Genomic DNA, 16465 nt, shown 5'->3' with positions numbered 1-16465 from the left:
GTGCGGATTGTCGGTGGAACATTGCGCGGCCGCGCGCTCGCCACGCCGAAGGGTGCTGACATCCGGCCGACCGCGGACCGCACGCGCGAGAGCCTCTTCAACATCCTTGCGCACGCCTATCCCGAGCATGTCGACGGCGCCCGCGTCCTCGACCTGTTTGCCGGAACCGGCGCCGTCGGTCTCGAGGCGATCTCGCGCGGCGCTCGCGCCGTGCTGTTCGTCGAGCAGGGCGTCGAGGGGCGCGGCCTGATCCATACCAACATCGAGGCATTTGGCCTGCAGGGCAAGGCCAAGATCTTCCGGCGCGATGCGACGTCACTGGGTGGGGTCGGGACGATGGAGCCTTTCGACTTTCTGTTCGCCGATCCGCCCTACGCTCTCGGTCTGGGCGAGAAGGCCCTTGACGTCGCGGCAAAAGGCGGTTGGCTTGTGCCCGGTGCGCTTGCCATCCTGGAAGAGCGGGCGGATGTGACGCCCGCCGCCGTCGACGGCTATGAGCCGCTGGAGGTCCGCACGTTCGGCGACACGCGGATGCATTTCTACCGGTATACGCCCGCCTGACGACTTACGGGCGGAGGAGGTTCGATGCTGAACGATGCCCCCAAACCGGACGCCTCAAGAAGCAATGCGCGGCAAGCGACGCCGACGGTTGCCATCGCCCTTGGTGGCGGTGGTGCGCGCGGGCTTGCGCATATCCATGTGATCGAGGTCCTGGACGAACTCGGCATTCGGCCGAAACTCATCGCCGGGTCGTCGATCGGCGCAATCATGGGAGCGGCAATGGCGGCGGGCCTCAGCGGCAAGGAAATCCGCGAGCATACGCTTGCAGCCGTCGGTCGCCCCAGCGAAGCGCTTGGCCGTATCTGGGGCTTGCGGCCAGCCACTCTCGCCGAAGCCTGGACAAGCAAGTTTCGCATCGGTCAGTTCAATCTGGAGCGTGTCCTGCGGGCCTTCCTGCACCCGCAAATACCCGATCGGTTCGAGGACCTGCAGATTCCACTGAAGGTCATCACGGCCGATTTCTACGAGCAGTGCGAGCGTGTCTTGGAGCGCGGCCCCCTGTACCCGGCGCTTGCGGCCTCCGCCTCGCTTCCGGCGGTATTTCTTCCCGTGCGCATCGGCGGGCGCATTCTCATCGATGGCGGCTTGTGGAACCCGATACCGTTCGATCATCTCATGGGAGCGGCGGACGTTACCATTGGTGTCGATGTTGTCGGCAGGCCGACCGGCGACGAAGGCGCAATCCCCAACAGCATCGACAGTCTCTACGGAGCAAGCCAGTTGACGATGCGCTCGATGATCGCGCTCAAGCTGAAGCAATGCCGGCCCGACATTTTCCTCCAGCCCGAGGTCGGCCGGTTCAGGGTTCTCGATTTCATGCGCGCGAAGGACATCCTCGTTCAGTCCGCCGGCGTGCGCGACGATCTCAAACGGGCGCTTGAAATGCGGCTTTCCTCAAAAGTCAGCGGTCAGGAGTAGCAGGCAGCGTCAGTCGGCGGCCGTCCGTGCCATGACGGCGATGTCTTCGTCTTCCTCGTCGTCGTCTGCCACCTGCTCGGTGTGCTTCGGCTTGATCAGCGGCTCCGGCCGTACGGGGCGCGAATGAAGCATGTGCCTGCCCGCCGTCAGGCCTTCCGCCGCCTGCAGGATGAGGCGCTCTTCGTCGCGGTGGCGGATATCGTCGCTGATCGCCAGCGCCTCGTCGTCGTGGACACCAAGTGCCTCCAGGGTTTTGCGACCGAACAGCAGACCCGACTCGAAGGTTTCACGCACCTCGACGTCCACGCCGCGGGCCCGGAGGGACAACGTGTGGATGCGGTCGTAGGAGCGGACGTAGACCCGCGCGTTCGGGTAGTCGGATTGCACCAGATCGACGATCCGGTCGGTGATGTCGGCCTTGTGGGTGCAGACGGCGACGATCTTTGCCTTCTCGATGCCGGCAGCCCGCAGCACCTCCTTGCGGGTCCCGTCGCCGAAGTAGATGCGAAAGCCGAAGCTCGCCGCCTGCCGGACGCGGTCGGCGGAGAAATCGATGACGGTGACGTCGCGCCCACCTGCCAGAAGGATCTGCGAGGCGATCTGGCCGAAGCGGGAGAAACCGATCATCAGCACGTCCGACCCGGCGCCTTCGAAGTCCTCCTCGATCTCCTCGCGGCCGTCCTCGCGGATGAGCACGCCGACCAGAAGCGAGGCGATCGGAGTAAGCGCCATCGAGACGGTGACGATCACCACCAGCAGCGAAGCGACGGCTGACGAGAAGACGCCGGCAGCCGCAGCGGCGGTGAACAGCACGAAGCCGAATTCCCCGCCCTGCAACAAGAGCAGCGCGACCCGCACCGCATCGTTGTGCGGCGAGCGTCCCATGCGGCAGATCAGATAGATCACGACGGCCTTGGCCAGCATCAGCACCGGCACGGCGATGAGGATGACCTGGTAGTTCCGGAACACCACGTCGATGTCGAGTGAAAGCCCGACGGCCATGAAGAAGAGCGCGAGCAGAATCCCGCGGAACGGTTCGATGTCGGCCTCGAGCTCGTGTCGGTAGGATGATTCCGAAAGCAGCACGCCGGCGAGAAAGGCGCCCATGGCCATCGACAGCCCAGCGAACTGCAACAGCGTGGCAGAGCCGAGGACCACGAACAGGGCCGCTGCTATCATCGCCTCGCGCGCGCCGGTGCGGGCGATGACCTGGAACAATGGATTGAGCACATAGCGCCCGATCATCAGCATCGCGGCGATGGCCGTGATGGCGACGATGAAGTCTTGCAATGCGGTGGTCGTGTCCTCGGGTGTCTGCTTTGCCAGCAGCGGGATTAGCGCCAGCAGCGGAACGATGGCAAGATCCTGAAACAGCAGCAGCGAAAAGGACCGCTGCCCGTAGCGCGTGTTCGTGTCACCTTTTTCGTCCAGGATCTGCAGCGCGAACGCGGTTGAGGAAAGGGCAAGGCCAAAGCCGATGATCAGCGCCGCCTGCCACTCCTCCACGCCCATCAAGAGAACGAGGCCGGTCAACACCACTCCGGTCGCCACGACCTGTGCGGTGCCGAGGCCGAAGATCTCCCTGCGCATCTGCCACAGCCGCGAGGGTTGCAACTCCAGCCCGATAAGGAAGAGCAGGAAGACGATGCCGAGTTCGGCTACTCCCAGGATCTCCTCACCGTCATGGATATAGTGCAGGATCGGACCGATCACGACGCCCGCCGCGAGGTAGCCGAGAATGGTGCCGAGCCCGAGCTTCTTGAAGATGGGCGCAGCCAGAACCGCGCCTCCGAGCAGGAGCAATGCTTCGGCAAACAGGGCATGCGTATTTGCCATGCGGGTGCGCGTCCTTCGGTATGTTAGATCGGTGAGGCCAAGAATCACGGGTTCGACCCTTGATGCCTCTGCCAGTGCACAATAAATGGGGCAGGAATGAAAGGCCAAATCATGTCCGAGACCATCGATTCCGAAAGCCTTCTCGCCCGCGCCGGAGAACTCATCGACCATGCGGTCAGAGCGGGCGCCGAAGCGGCCGACGCGGTCGTCGTCCGCGGCCGCTCCCGCTCCGTCACGGTCCGCCTCGGCAAGGTGGAGGGAACGGAAGCTTCCGAGAGCGACGACTTCTCGCTTCGCGTCTTCATCGGCAAGCGTGTGGCGAGCGTTTCGGCTAATCCCGGTTTCGACCTTAAGCTTCTGGCGGAGCGTGCCGTTGCGATGGCCAAGGCGTCACCTGAGGATCCCTTCGCCGCCTTGGCCGACCCGGCGGATCTGGCGAAGACCTGGCCGGACCTCGAATTGTTCGACCCGGCCGAGGTCTCTTCCGACGATCTGGCGGGAGCAGCCCTTGCCATGGAGGAAGCCGCGCTGGCGGTTGCCGGCGTGACGAACTCCAGCGGCGCAGGCGCCTCAGCCGGCATGGGCGGGCTGGTGCTGGCCACCTCGCACGGGTTTTCCGGCGCCTATTCCGCCAGCCGCTTCGGCCGCTCCGTCAGTGTGATCGCGGGCGAGGGCACCAAGATGGAGCGCGACTACGATTTCGACAGCCGGCTCTATTTTGCCGATCTGCGCGACGCCGACGACATTGGCCGTATGGCGGGCGAGCGCGTGGTCAAGCGTCTCAATCCCCGGCAGGTGCCGACGGCCAAGGATGTTACCGTCGTGTTCGACCCGCGCATGGCGCGCGGCATGGCCGGTCACATCGCCAGCGCCATCAATGGCGCCTCGGTCGCGCGCAAGACGAGTTTCCTGCGCGACAAGATGGGCAAGCAGGTGCTGAAGGCCGGGCTTTCGGTGACCGATGATCCGCTGGTCGTCCGCGGCTCGTCCTCGCGCCCGTTCGACGGCGAGGGCGTCACAGGCGAGCGCCTGGTCATGATCGAGGATGGCGTGTTGAACCACTGGTTCCTGTCGACCTCGACGGCGCACGAACTGGGCCTGCACACCAACGGCCGCGGCGTGCGCGGCGGCACCGCCGTCAGCCCGGCCTCCACCAACTTCGCGCTTGAACCGGGCGATATCCTGCCCGAGGATCTCATCCGCTCGATCGGCACGGGCTTTTACGTGACGGAGCTCATTGGGCACGGCGTGAACATGGTGACAGGCGAATACAGCCGCGGCGCCTCCGGCTTCTGGATCGAGAACGGTGAACTGGCCTACCCGGTCTCGGAAGTAACGATCGCATCCACCCTGACGGACATGTTCATGCGCATGACGCCGGCCAACGACATCGACAGGAAGTTCGGCGTGGCCGCGCCGACGCTTGCCATCGAGGGCATGACTCTCGCAGGCAAGTGAACATGGCCGCTAGCTAGCCGGGGTCGAATGGAAACTGGAGCACACATGCCGGACGGCGAAGATCACGCCCGGTGGGAAGACGATCTGGCGCTGCTGCTCGAAGCGGCGCGGGCTGCCGGCGCCCGCGCAATGGAATATTTTTGCAACAAGCCGGACGTCTGGTGGAAGAATGAGGGGCGTTCGCCCGTCAGTGCCGCCGACATCGCCGCCAACGATATCCTCAAGTCAGCCCTGCTTTCGGCGCGACCAGACTATGGCTGGCTGTCGGAGGAAACGGACGATGATCCCGAGCGTCTGTCCCGCGACACGCTCTTCGTCGTCGATCCGATCGACGGCACGCGCGCCTTCATCGCCGGCAAGGATCAGTGGTGTGTCAGCGCTGCTGTGGTGCATCGCGGCCGGCCCGTTGCCGGCGTGCTGGTGGCGCCGGCGCTAAACGAGGTCTTTGCGTCACGGATCGGCGGACCATCCCTGAGAAACGGATCGCCGGTTCGCGTGTCCGAACCGAATGGAGAGCGCCCCTTGCGACTGGCGGGGGGGGAGGACATGGTGTCGCGGTTGGATCGCGGCGTGCTCGGCGCCCTCGGCACGATCCAGCGCATTGCGCACGTGCCCTCGCTTGCCTATCGTCTGGCGATGGTGGCGGACGGTAGGATCGATGGCACGCTGGTCAAGGTCAATTCACACGACTGGGACCTTGCCGCCGCCGACCTCATTCTTGCCAACGCGGGCGGTGGACTGGTAACGCTCGATGGTGCCGCGCTCACCTACAACCGGCCCGAAGTCCGCCACGACGTCCTGTGCGCGGCCGGAAATGCGTGGCTCGGAAGGTTGATAAGCGCCTCATGCGACCTTGCCGACCATTGACCTTTTTGCGCGGATAGCCCAAATCCGATGTGAAATTATATCACAATTGAAGAGAACATCATGACAGAGACCGGCGACAACAAGCAGCGCCTGCATCTCGTTTTCGGCGGCGAATTGACGACGCTGACGGACGTGCAGTTCCGCGACCTCGAAAACCTGGATATTGTCGGGATCTATCCCGACTATGCGAGCGCCCTGGTGGCGTGGAAGTCGAAGGCGCAGCAAACCGTCGACAACGCGCACATGCGGTATTTTATCGTGCACATGCACAAGCTGCTCGACCCAGAGAACGCTTGACGCCTTCATTTTGCCTCGCGGCTGCTCTTGATGCCGCGGGGCAACCAATGACCGAGACCCCCATGAACGCTTTCGGACGGATCAACGCAGCCGGCAGGTGCCGATGAGCAATGCTCTCGCGCGCCTGGCTCTGTCCGCCTATCGCTGGGTCGGCCTTGGCCTCTACCCGGTCATGCGCCCCTACCTGGCCTTCCGGGCCGCGAAGGGCAAGGAGGAGCGAGGCCGCCGGGGCGAGCGCTTCGGTCGCGCAAGCGTCGAGCGACCGGCCGGACCGCTTGTCTGGATCCACGCGGCAAGCGTCGGCGAGACCAACGCGGTGTCGCCGCTGATCCGGGAAGTGCGCCGGCGGGGGATCAGCGTGGTCCTGACCACCGGCACCGTGACTTCGGCGCGTGTGGCCCGCGAGCGGCTGGGCGACAGCGTCATTCATCAGTATGTGCCGCTCGACCTGAAACCCGTCCTGAATCGCTTTCTCGACCATTGGCGCCCGGATCTCGCGATCATGGTGGAGTCGGAGATCTGGCCGATGACCATTCTCGAGCTTGGCGCGCGGCACATCCCGCAGGTGCTCGTCAACGGGCGGATGTCCGACCGCTCCTTTGCGCGGTGGCAGAAGCGCCCGGCGATCGCGGACGCGTTGTTCGAGAAGTTCGCCCTTGTCATCGCCCAGTCGGACGCGGACGCGGAACGTTTCCGCACGCTCGGCGCCCTGCCGGTGCTCGTGTCCGGCAATCTGAAGGTCGATACGGACGCACCGCCGCATGATCCCGCCGTTCTCGCCGCCTACCGCAGCCAGCTAGGCACCAGGAAGACCTGGGCGGCGATCTCCACCTTCGAGGGCGAGGAACTGGCGGCCGGAAATGTTCACGCCGCGCTCAAGCAGCACATCGAGCTTCTCACCATCATCGTGCCGCGCCATCCTGAGCGTGCCGACGCAATTGAGGAAGCGCTTGTCGCCAAGGGGCTGAAGGTGGCGCGTCGGACGCGCAATGATCCGCTGACGGCGGACACCGATATCTTCCTGGGGGACACGATCGGCGAAATGGGACTCTACCTGCGCATGACGGAAATCGCTTTCGTCGGCCGCTCGCTCTTCGGCGAGGGAGGGCAGAACCCGCTCGAGCCGGCGATGCTTGGCTGCGCCGTTCTTTCCGGCCCGAATGTTCAGAATTTCCGCGACAGCTATCAACAGCTTGCCAAAAGTGGCTGCGCCAGGATGGTGCGTGATGTCGAGATGCTGGCTAAGGGCGTCGGCTATCTCCTCGTCAACGATGACATGCGCCACAAGATGATCGCAGCCGGGCAGGATTCACTACAGGAAATGCGTGGGGCGCTGACGGAAACCGTCCGTGGCCTCGAACCCTATCTCAACCCCTTGACGGTAAAGGCGCGGCTTCATCCGCGCGAGGCCTGATGAGCGGCAACTCCATGGAAAAGACACACACGATTTCCGGTATCCTGTTCGACAAGGACGGGACGCTGCTCGATTACGCGAAGAGCTGGGTTCCGGTGAACTACGAGCTTGCGCGCCTCGCGGCCAAAGGCGACGAGGATCTGGCCCGCCGATTGCTGGTGGCCGGAGGCATGAACCCGGATACCGGTCATGTCGCCCCCGATACGCTGCTTGCCGCGGGCAATACGGTCGAGATTGCCGAAGGCATGGTTGCCGCCGGTTCGCCGATGACGGTGGCGGAGCTTTCGACACTGTTCGACGGCCTTTTCGCGCAATCGGCATCGATGGCCGTGGCCGTCACCGATCTTGCCGGGTTCTTCGCCGCGCTGCACGCCAAGGGCTATCGCCTCGGCGTTGCCTCGAGTGACAACGAGCAGTCCATCCGGCAGACGGCGCGCCGCTTCGGGTTCGACCAGTATCTCCACTACGTCGCCGGCTACGACAGCGGCTTTGGAATCAAGCCCGAGCCGGGCATGGTGATGGGGTTCTGTGCCGCGACCGGTCTGGACCCGCATGAGGTCGCCGTCGTCGGCGACAACAATCACGACCTGCACATGGGACGCAGTGCCGGTGCCGGCTTGACGGTCGCGGTCCTCACCGGGACCGGTTCGCGGGAATCCCTGTCGGCGGCTTCTGATTATTGCCTCAACGACATCACCGAGCTTCCCGCCCTGTTGCCCGATGACGGTGCACCGCGCCGGGCAGTCGCCTGAAACCATTGCATTCCTTCATTTTCCGGGCATTGTTAGTGCGATTGCGGCGGGCATGCGCACCGAAATGCGCCGCAAGCGAGACTTACGCAGCCATGACTTCTGGGGCTTGCCGTCGCAAAGCGATCGGATCGGGGGGTGGAATGGTTTCTGAGGCTCCGCCGTTCTGGTGGACGAAGCCGGATTGGCGCGCCTACGCGCTGTGGCCGGTGTCGCGGCTCTACGGCTTGATTGCCGGGGCCCGCATGCGGCGTGCGCGCCGCACTGCCATCCCCGTTCCGGTCATCTGCGTCGGCAATTTCACCGTCGGCGGCGCCGGCAAGACGCCGACGTCGATTGCGCTTGCCCGGGCCGCCAAGGCGCGCGGCCTGCGGCCCGGATTTCTCAGCCGCGGATACGGCGGATCGCTGGATGTCATCACCGTGGTCGATCCGGGTCGCCACCGGGCTCGCGACGTCGGCGACGAGCCGCTGCTCCTGGCGCGTGAGGCACTGACGGTGATCTCGCGTCGCCGCGTCGGCGGGGCGCGGCGGCTGGTGGATGAGGGCGTCGACCTAATCATCATGGACGACGGGTTCCAGAGTGCCCGGCTTGTCTTCGACCACGCGCTGCTCGTCGTCGACTCGCGGCGCGGCATCGGCAACGGCTACATGATACCGAGCGGCCCCGTGCGGGCGCCGCTGTCCGAACAGATGCACCAGGCATCGGCCCTTCTGGTCATCGGCGATGGAAATGCAGCGGACGCGCTGATCCGGCAGGGGGCGCGGGCCGGCAAGGCGGTCCATACGGCAACGCTTGCGACCGTCGACGTGGCGGACCTCGTCGACAGGCCGGTGCTTGCATGGTCGGGGCTTGCGGATAACGAGAAGTTCTTTCGCACCGCCGAGAGCACCGGCGCGTCGCTCTACGTCACCCGCAGCTTTCCGGATCACCACCACCTCTCCGACGACGAGGTCGCCGACATCCTCGACCATGCCGAGGCGCACGGCTACGGCATCGTGACGACGGCCAAGGACAGCGTACGCCTGGCGGGTGGGCACGGGCGATCGGAGGAACTGAGGCTCAAGAGCCGCGTGATCGAGGTGGAGATCCGCTTCGACGACCCGCGCGCACCGGACAAGATCATCGAGGCGGCCCTGGTGTCCGCCCGCAAGCGCAGGCTCGGGACTCCACGAAGCCCGTGACGCTGCACGTTGGCGCGGCACGCAGCAGGCTGACCGGGATCAGTGGGGCTGATTTGGCAGCGCGCCGGCTCGCTTTTCCGCTTCGAGGGAGGCGGTCGCATCGACATAGGCCTCCTGGCGGGCGACGCTCCAATAGCGCAGCTCATCGATGGGGATCTGTTCTCCGGTCACGGCGCAGACGACGTAAGCGCCGGGCATGAGGATCTGGAAATCGCCGTCGAGGTAACGGATCTTGGCCTCACGGCTTCCTTCAATTCGGTTCATCGTCCGCGTCTCCTGTTGCCTGCGCCTGCTGGCCGGGAAGGGGCGTCGCGAGGCGCTCATGGTGGCAGGTTCCTGGTTGCCGTCTCGCCCCGTGCTCGGGCATGGCCGTCATTCCAGTGCCATATCGCGGCGGGTCGCCGAACGCCAGCAGTTTCAGCTTCTGCCGAACAGTCGCTCGATATCGGCAAGCTTGAGTTCGATGTAGGTCGGCCGGCCATGGTTGCATTGGCCGGAGCCTGGGGTTGTTTCCATCTGTCGCAAAAGAGCGTTCATCTCCTCCGGCCGCATCCGCCGCCCCGAGCGCACCGAACCGTGGCAGGCCATGGTCGCGGCAAGATAGTCAAGCCGGCTGGCAAGCCCGTTCGCCGTGTCCCATTCCGCAAGCTCGTCGGCGAGCTGCCGGACAAGGCCGGCCGCATCCATCTCGCCGAGCATCGCCGGCGTCTCCCGCACGGCGACTGCACCGGGCCCGAAACGCTCGATGCCGAGCCCCAGTCGCGCGAAAGCCTCCGCATGGGCGACGAGGCGGTCGCAGTCGTCCTCCGGCAGATCGACGATTTCCGGAATGAGAAGCGCCTGCGCCGGGATGGGGCGTGCGTGCAGCGCGGTGCGCATCGCCTCGAAGACAAGCCTCTCATGCGCGGCGTGCTGGTCGACGATGACGAGACCGTCCTCGGTTTGCGCGACGATATAGTTCTCGTGCAGTTGCGCCCGCGCTGCGCCGAGCGGATGGCGCTGCGGTTCCGTCTCAGCGGCGGTCGGGACCATGGTCGGGATTGGCTCGGCGCGCGCGGAGGGCTGGATACCCATGTCGAAGCCGGCCTGGTCGAAGCCGGCTTGCCGGATCTCCGAGAAACCGTTCAAGGCAGGCTGTTCCGCGAGCGGCCGATAGGGGGACGTCGACGGGCTCCAGGGCTGGGAAGGGCGAGCTGTCTCCGGCCGGAACGCCCGCATCAATCCGGCGGCGCCCGACGTCGCGGCGCGGTCGCCCTCGCGCGTCAACGCCTGGCGGATCGCGCCGATGATCAGACCACGCACCAGTCCGGGATCGCGGAAGCGAACGTCCGATTTCGCCGGATGCACGTTGACGTCGACCAGTTCCGGGTCGATGGCGATTTCGAGGACGGCGACGGGATAGCGGCCGCTCGGCACCGTCTCGGCATAGGCACCGCGCAGCGCCGACCAGATCAGCTTGTCCTGCACCGGCCGCCCGTTGACGAAGGCAAATTGCTGCAGGCTGTTGCCGCGGTTGAAGGTCGGCACGCCGGCAAAGCCGGTCAGCCGCACGCCTTCGCGTTCGGCGTCGATCTCGATCGCATTGTCGCGAAAATCCTTGCCCAGCACCTGGGCAATGCGGGCCAGCCGGTCGCTTCCGGTGGCCGGCAGTTCCAGCGTCGAGCGGTCCGGTCCGGAGAGCACGAAGCGGACCGCCGGGAAGGCGATCGCCATGCGGCGCACCACCTCGGTGATGGCGGCGGCCTCCGCCTTCTCGCTCTTCATGAATTTCAGCCGCGCGGGTGTGGCGAAGAACAGGTCGCGCACCTCGACCACCGTCCCGCGGTTGGCCGGCGTCGGCCGCACCGGCTCCACGCGGCCGCCGACCACCGCAATCTCCGAGCCTTCCGGGGCATCGGCCGTCCGGCTCTGGATCGACAGCTTCGCCACCGAGCCGATCGAGGGCAGCGCCTCGCCGCGAAAGCCGAGCGTGCGCACGTCGTCGAGACTGTGGTCGATCTTCGAGGTGCAATGGCGCCGGACGGCAAGCGCCAGATCGCCGGGCGACATCCCCGAGCCGTTGTCGCTGACCCGCAGGAGCGTCTTGCCGCCGCCGGCCGTGGCGATTTCGATGCGGGACGCGCCTGCGTCGATGGCATTTTCGATCAGTTCCTTGGTCGCGCTCGCCGGCCGCTCGATGACCTCGCCGGCGGCAATCTGGTTGATCAGGGTTTCGGAGAGCTGGCGTATCGTCATGGTCGTATTTTCCGGGATTCGCGCTCGTGTGAAAAGGGCCAAAGTTCCCGGGCCCTGCTTCTCCCGGCTTTTCAGCTGACAGCCGATAGTCCTGTCGTTGCGTCGCTTAAGTCGACTTTAATAAAATGCTGCGAATCTGTCGCTCTCGCTTGTATGAGCACAAGCCGGCCGGATCGACCGGCGGACCATTTCAGCGCTGCTGGCCGCTGAATTTCCTCGCGTCCAAGGGCATTCTGCCTGATCAGCATGGTTGAATAATCGCATGGACGGCGGGGACTGCAGAGAATGAACGATGGTACGTCCATCGACGCAGACATCCAATCCGGAATGTTCGACGCGGCCTGCGACCTCCTGGGCGTCGGTGCGTTCATCTATGACAGGAACGACTGCCTCGTCTTCGCCAGCCGTCAGATCCACCGCTTCCTGCCGATCGGCCTCGATGTCCTGCGGCCCGGCGCGCGCCTGCGCGATGTGCTGGGCGCCGTCTTCGACGCGGGCATCCGCTACGGTATTCCCGCCGAACAGCGACACAGGGTGGTCAATCGCGAGGAATGGATCTCGGCGCGCATTTCCGCCCATTGGCGCGAACAGCACGAGATGGTGGAGCGGCTCGGCAAGGACCGCTGGGTACGTTTTCGCAAACGCCGTCTGCCGAACGGCTACAATATCTCGACCCTGACGGATGTCTCGGAACAGCGCAAACAGGAAGAGCAATGGCGCGCCGATCTGAAACGGGTCGCGCTGACCGAGCACGTTCTCGACACGCTGCCGCATCCGCTCATCATCAAGGACCGAAACCTCGTCTATCTCGCCGTCAACAAGGCGTTCTGCGCCATCCACGGAGTGGAGAGTGAGGCAATCCTCGGCCACACGGCTTGGGATCTTGTCGATGCCGAAAATGCGATGCGCATCGACGCAAGCGACCGCGGCGTTCTCGAAACCGGCATACCGTCCCGAAGCGAAGAGCATATCGTCGGAACGGACGGCAGCCACCTCTACGTGGTCACGCGCAAGTACAGGATCGGCACGCCGGACAACTCCTTCCTCGTCACGCTTATGGACGACGTCACCCATATCGTCGATCCGAAGGAAGAGTTGGCGGCACATCGCTTCACCTTGCGGGTGACGACCCAATTCGTGAAAGCCGAAAACTGCTTCGATCCGGCTCGTGAGGCAGAAACGCGGCTGTTGCTGCAGCAGTGGTGTCAGGATGACGAGGCAGATATTGCCGGCAAACGGATCCTGCTGGTGACGCCGACGCGCCGGACCGAAGAGTTGCTGATCGGCGAGTTGCAGGCGCGCGGTGCCGACAGCTGTGCGGTCCGCTCGCTTGCAGAGTTCAACACCTTTCTCGACGTCGCAAACAGTTGTGGCGTCGGCCTGGACCTCATACTGCTCGACGACACCATGGATGGGTTCGAGGCCATCGCCGAGGCCGGCGGCGTGCCGGTGCGGGTTATCACGCCAGACCGGATCGGGGTCGACTTCTTTCGGGCGCTGGTGGAACCGCATGCGGTGGTGGCGGAGGCCATGCCGATCGATGTCCTCGCCCCCTCGGCGCTGTTCGATGACTGGTATATTGCGACAGACGCCGACTCGATGTCCCCGATCGTGGAGGGAGATATCGAGGTGCTGGTCGCCGAGGACAACCAGATCAATCAGTTCGTCTTTTCGCAGATCCTGGAGGGCATGGGCGTATCGCACCGGATCGCCGAGAACGGCGAGGAGGCGGTCGCCCTGTGGCGCAAGCACCAGCCCCGACTGGTGCTCATGGACATTGCCATGCCTGTCATGAACGGGCTGGATGCAACCCTCGAGATCCGCGAGGCGGAAAAGCCGCTCCAGACCCGTACGCCCATCGTTGCGGTCACCGCCCAGGCGTTGAACGTGGACATGCAGAACTGCCTCGATGCCGGCATGGACGACTACATCACCAAACCGGTCAGCCCAGACATGATCGAAAGCATCTACAAACGGTTCGTGACGCAGAAACGCGCCCAGAATGCCGCCTGAGGGCGCGTATCCCTGTCAACCCCCATTTTTCAGGGGGTGACGTGGGGCGATAGTGTAACCGCTTGCTATGCCTTTGTTAATTCTCGTGCCTCATTCTGTCTTTCGGAGACAGTACGTGTCGGGAAGTCGGTAAATGAAATCGGGTGAGTATTCGGATACGGACGTTTCTCCAAGCGATCTGCATGCCATGGCCTACACAGACCCGCTGACGGGTCTGGGCAATACCTACCGCCTGCGCGACAAGGTGCGCCAGCTGGCCGCGGAACGCGCGGAAGATCCTGCCCCCTTTGCCGTGGGGATTGCCAATCTCGACGGGTTCAAGCCGATCAATGATCTGTTCGGACCCGAGGCCGGCGACGAGATCCTGTGCCAGGTCGCCCATCGCCTGAAAGCCTGCATTCCGGACGGAGCGACGGTTACCCGCCATGGCGGCGACGAGTTCGCCTTCCTGTTCCCGCTCGTGTTCGAGCGCAAGGGCGCTGAAAAGCTGGCCCACATGCTGCGTGAAGTGCTTTCGGCGCCGTTCGACCTCGGCGACCGCAATGTCCGGCTGTCCGCGTCCTTCGGACTTGCCATCTACCCGTTTGCCGGCGAGGAATTCACGGACCTCCTGAAGAGCGCCGACACCGCCCTCTATCGTTCGAAGCGTCGTGGCCGTGGGCAAGTGACGGTCTATTCGCAGGAAATTGCCCAGGAGATGAAGCGCGCGACCCATCTGGAGCAGGCGCTGCGCAACGCGATCATGGCCAACGAGGTCGATGTGCATTTCCAGCCGATCGTCAGCCTCCGCAACGACATGGTGGTCGGCTTCGAGGCGCTTGCGCGCTGGTGTGATGCCGATCTCGGCTACGTTTCCCCGGCCGTTTTCGTGCCGCTTGCGGAAGAGCGCGGCTTCATCGATTCACTGTCCGAAACGCTGCTTCGCAAGGCGGCGGAAGCGGCCCTGTCCTGGCCGAAGGAACTGTTCCTGTCGTTCAACCTCTCCTCGGCGCAACTGATGGACCCGAAGACGAGCCTGACGACGCTGGCGATACTCAACCGAGTCGGGCTCGACCCGCGGCGGCTGGAGCTCGAAATCACCGAGACGGCGGTCATGACGGATGCCGCGACCGCGCAGAAGATCGTTGCGGAGCTGCGCGGTGCCGGCGTGCGAGTCTCGCTCGATGATTTCGGCACCGGTCAGTCCAGTCTCGGCCGCCTGCGCGATTTCACCTTCGACAAGGTGAAGATCGACCGCGCCTTCGTTTCACGCATTTCCGACGACCGGGTGTCCGAACACATCATCAAGGCGATCGTCGCCATGTGCGAGGGGCTCGACCTGGAGGTCGTGGCGGAAGGAATCGAGGATTTTTCCGAGGCGCTGAAACTGAAGGCACTCGGCTGCGGCATGGGGCAGGGCTATTTCTACGGCAAACCTGCCGATGCGGTCGCGACAATGCGATTCCTGGCCGAACGCTACATGCGCGTCGAGCCCGAAGTGGCCCACGGCTGAGGCCCCGTTCCGGGGGGAGCGCTTAATCATTTGTTTGCCATTCCCCTTAGCCGGAAATAAATTCGCCTGACCTAACGTAACGGCATCCAAATAAGAAAACGGGGTAACGGGATGCTGCAGAACATCAAGGATATGCCGGTCAGGACCAACGACCGCTCTAAGGTCCGCATTTTCGTGACGGTCAAGGTGATGCACGAGAAAAGCCGTGCAAGGGTCGTCGACCTTTCCCCGACCGGCATGGCACTCGACATCGAGAAGCCGATCCGGATCATGCCAGGTCAGATCGTCACCATCGAAAGCGAGGAACTGGGCCAGTTGACGGGGACGGTTCGCTGGTACAACAACGGCCGGCTCGGTCTTCAATACAAGCTCAACACCAACGCGCTGGCGCAGATCTCCTCCTATTTCCGCTTCTTCCACGAGGAAGTGAAACCCGTCATGAGCCGCTGAAGGCGGCTTCTGCCGGCAAACGCTAACGCCTGCCTTCCTCCAGCAGCCAGTCGCGCACGCGCCGCGCCTGGCTGTTGAGTTCCCGCGAACGCGGCCAGACGACATAGAAGGCCAGCCCTGTCTCCAATACGTGGCCGCCGACTGGCACCAGCGCGCCGGATCCGATCTGCTGCGCGATCAGGTGCTGCCAGCCGAGCGCGATACCTTCGCCCGCCAGCACGGCCTGGATCACGAGCACATAGTCGTTGATGGCGAGGCGCCGGGACTGTGCAGGATAGCGCAACCCCGCGCTTGCGAACCACTCCGGCCAGTCGCAGGCCTGCCGCACCGGTTCCTCCAGATGAATCAGTGGTTGGCGCAACAGGTCCTGCGGCGTCCTCGGCATGCCATGCGCGTCGATAAAGGCGGAACTGGCGACGGCGGTGATGACCTCCGGTGCGAGCAGGGCGGCATGGTAGCGCGGCCATTTGGCGGGATCGCCACCGCGGATGCCGAGCGGAATCGGCTCCTCCTCCAGATCGAGGTCGCGCACGCTCGTCTGGATCCTGAGATCGATTTCCGGCAGGTCCTCGCGCAGCTTTGCCAGCCGTGGCAACATCCACATGGAAGCAAAGGCCGTGGAGGCGGCGAGCGTCACATTGACCTCGCGCCCCTTTGCGCGGATGTCCTCAGCCGACTTCTGGATACGCCAGAGACCGACCGAGACCTCCGTGTGGAAGCGTTCGCCCGCGTCGGTCAGTGCAACGGCACGATGGACGCGATGGAAAAGCGGCACGCCGAGCTGCTCCTCCAGCCCGCGGATTGCGTAGGAGACCGCGGCCTGGGTCATGCCGAGTTCCTTGGCCGCATGGGTGAAGTTCTGGTGCCGCCCGGCAGCCTCGAAGACGATCAGGCTGGCGGCCGAGGGCAGAAGGCGACGAAGTGTTTCCATAAATCCAGCTTATATCTGCCCCAAGTTTTTTCCAGCGTTACATGGGCCTTTTTCCCGTCT

At 64.4% G+C, this 16465-nt stretch carries 15 protein-coding genes; 11 read left to right on the top strand and 4 right to left on the bottom strand.

Annotation, left to right across the window (positions count from 1 at the left end; translation table 11 throughout):
• Both rsmD and AC1DDS_RS03115 read left to right on the top strand, forming a co-directional pair.
• Positions 1-561: a 16S rRNA (guanine(966)-N(2))-methyltransferase RsmD gene (rsmD, locus tag AC1DDS_RS03120; protein WP_477477535.1), complete on the top strand. Its 561-nt coding sequence runs from the start codon at positions 1-3 to the stop codon at positions 559-561.
• Between the two features lie 24 nt (positions 562-585).
• Complete coding sequence (locus tag AC1DDS_RS03115; protein WP_477477534.1) at positions 586-1479, top strand: patatin-like phospholipase family protein; 894 nt, start codon at positions 586-588, stop codon at positions 1477-1479.
• A 9-nt stretch (positions 1480-1488) separates the two neighbouring features.
• Here AC1DDS_RS03115 and AC1DDS_RS03110 read toward each other — a convergent pair whose 3' ends face one another.
• Positions 1489-3315: a monovalent cation:proton antiporter-2 (CPA2) family protein gene (locus AC1DDS_RS03110; protein ID WP_477477533.1), complete on the bottom strand. Its 1827-nt coding sequence runs from the start codon at positions 3313-3315 to the stop codon at positions 1489-1491.
• 111 nt (positions 3316-3426) lie between these two features.
• On the opposite strand from AC1DDS_RS03110, the gene AC1DDS_RS03105 reads away from it, so the two are divergent.
• The 6 genes from AC1DDS_RS03105 to lpxK all read left to right on the top strand — a co-directional run bounded on the left by AC1DDS_RS03105 (position 3427) and on the right by lpxK (position 9284).
• On the top strand, positions 3427-4773 hold the full coding sequence (locus tag AC1DDS_RS03105; RefSeq protein ID WP_477477532.1) for a TldD/PmbA family protein: 1347 nt from the start codon (positions 3427-3429) through the stop codon (positions 4771-4773).
• A 45-nt stretch (positions 4774-4818) separates the two neighbouring features.
• Positions 4819-5640, top strand: coding sequence for a 3'(2'),5'-bisphosphate nucleotidase CysQ (locus AC1DDS_RS03100; RefSeq protein WP_477477531.1), 822 nt, complete (start codon positions 4819-4821; stop codon positions 5638-5640).
• Between the two features lie 60 nt (positions 5641-5700).
• Positions 5701-5937, top strand: coding sequence for a DUF4170 domain-containing protein (locus tag AC1DDS_RS03095; protein ID WP_477477530.1), 237 nt, complete (start codon positions 5701-5703; stop codon positions 5935-5937).
• Between the two features lie 103 nt (positions 5938-6040).
• Positions 6041-7351, top strand: coding sequence for a lipid IV(A) 3-deoxy-D-manno-octulosonic acid transferase (gene waaA, locus AC1DDS_RS03090; protein WP_310415110.1), 1311 nt, complete (start codon positions 6041-6043; stop codon positions 7349-7351).
• Between the two features lie 14 nt (positions 7352-7365).
• Positions 7366-8103: an HAD family hydrolase gene (locus AC1DDS_RS03085; protein WP_405030179.1), complete on the top strand. Its 738-nt coding sequence runs from the start codon at positions 7366-7368 to the stop codon at positions 8101-8103.
• A gap of 140 nt (positions 8104-8243) precedes the next feature.
• Complete coding sequence (lpxK, locus tag AC1DDS_RS03080) at positions 8244-9284, top strand: tetraacyldisaccharide 4'-kinase (RefSeq protein WP_477477529.1); 1041 nt, start codon at positions 8244-8246, stop codon at positions 9282-9284.
• 39 nt (positions 9285-9323) lie between these two features.
• Here lpxK and AC1DDS_RS03075 read toward each other — a convergent pair whose 3' ends face one another.
• Together AC1DDS_RS03075 and mutL are read right to left on the bottom strand one after the other, a co-directional pair.
• Positions 9324-9548, bottom strand: a complete 225-nt coding sequence (locus tag AC1DDS_RS03075; protein WP_477477528.1) for a DUF2093 domain-containing protein — start codon at positions 9546-9548, stop codon at positions 9324-9326.
• Positions 9549-9701: 153 nt separating this feature from the next.
• Complete coding sequence (gene mutL, locus AC1DDS_RS03070; protein ID WP_477477527.1) at positions 9702-11519, bottom strand: DNA mismatch repair endonuclease MutL; 1818 nt, start codon at positions 11517-11519, stop codon at positions 9702-9704.
• Between the two features lie 285 nt (positions 11520-11804).
• On the opposite strand from mutL, the gene AC1DDS_RS03065 reads away from it, so the two are divergent.
• From AC1DDS_RS03065 to AC1DDS_RS03055, 3 genes are all read left to right on the top strand, one after another.
• Positions 11805-13532, top strand: a complete 1728-nt coding sequence (locus AC1DDS_RS03065) for a response regulator (RefSeq protein WP_477477526.1) — start codon at positions 11805-11807, stop codon at positions 13530-13532.
• A 133-nt stretch (positions 13533-13665) separates the two neighbouring features.
• Positions 13666-15024, top strand: a complete 1359-nt coding sequence (locus tag AC1DDS_RS03060) for a putative bifunctional diguanylate cyclase/phosphodiesterase (RefSeq protein ID WP_310415094.1) — start codon at positions 13666-13668, stop codon at positions 15022-15024.
• A 111-nt stretch (positions 15025-15135) separates the two neighbouring features.
• Positions 15136-15474, top strand: coding sequence for a PilZ domain-containing protein (locus AC1DDS_RS03055; protein ID WP_477477525.1), 339 nt, complete (start codon positions 15136-15138; stop codon positions 15472-15474).
• A 22-nt stretch (positions 15475-15496) separates the two neighbouring features.
• Here AC1DDS_RS03055 and AC1DDS_RS03050 read toward each other — a convergent pair whose 3' ends face one another.
• Positions 15497-16405: a LysR substrate-binding domain-containing protein gene (locus AC1DDS_RS03050; RefSeq protein ID WP_310415088.1), complete on the bottom strand. Its 909-nt coding sequence runs from the start codon at positions 16403-16405 to the stop codon at positions 15497-15499.
• Positions 16406-16465 lie beyond the last annotated feature (60 nt).

The organism is Mycoplana sp. 10N416, from assembly GCF_056394765.1.
Note: the sequence above shows the minus strand (reverse complement) of the source record. Positions and strands in the feature narration are given on the sequence as shown.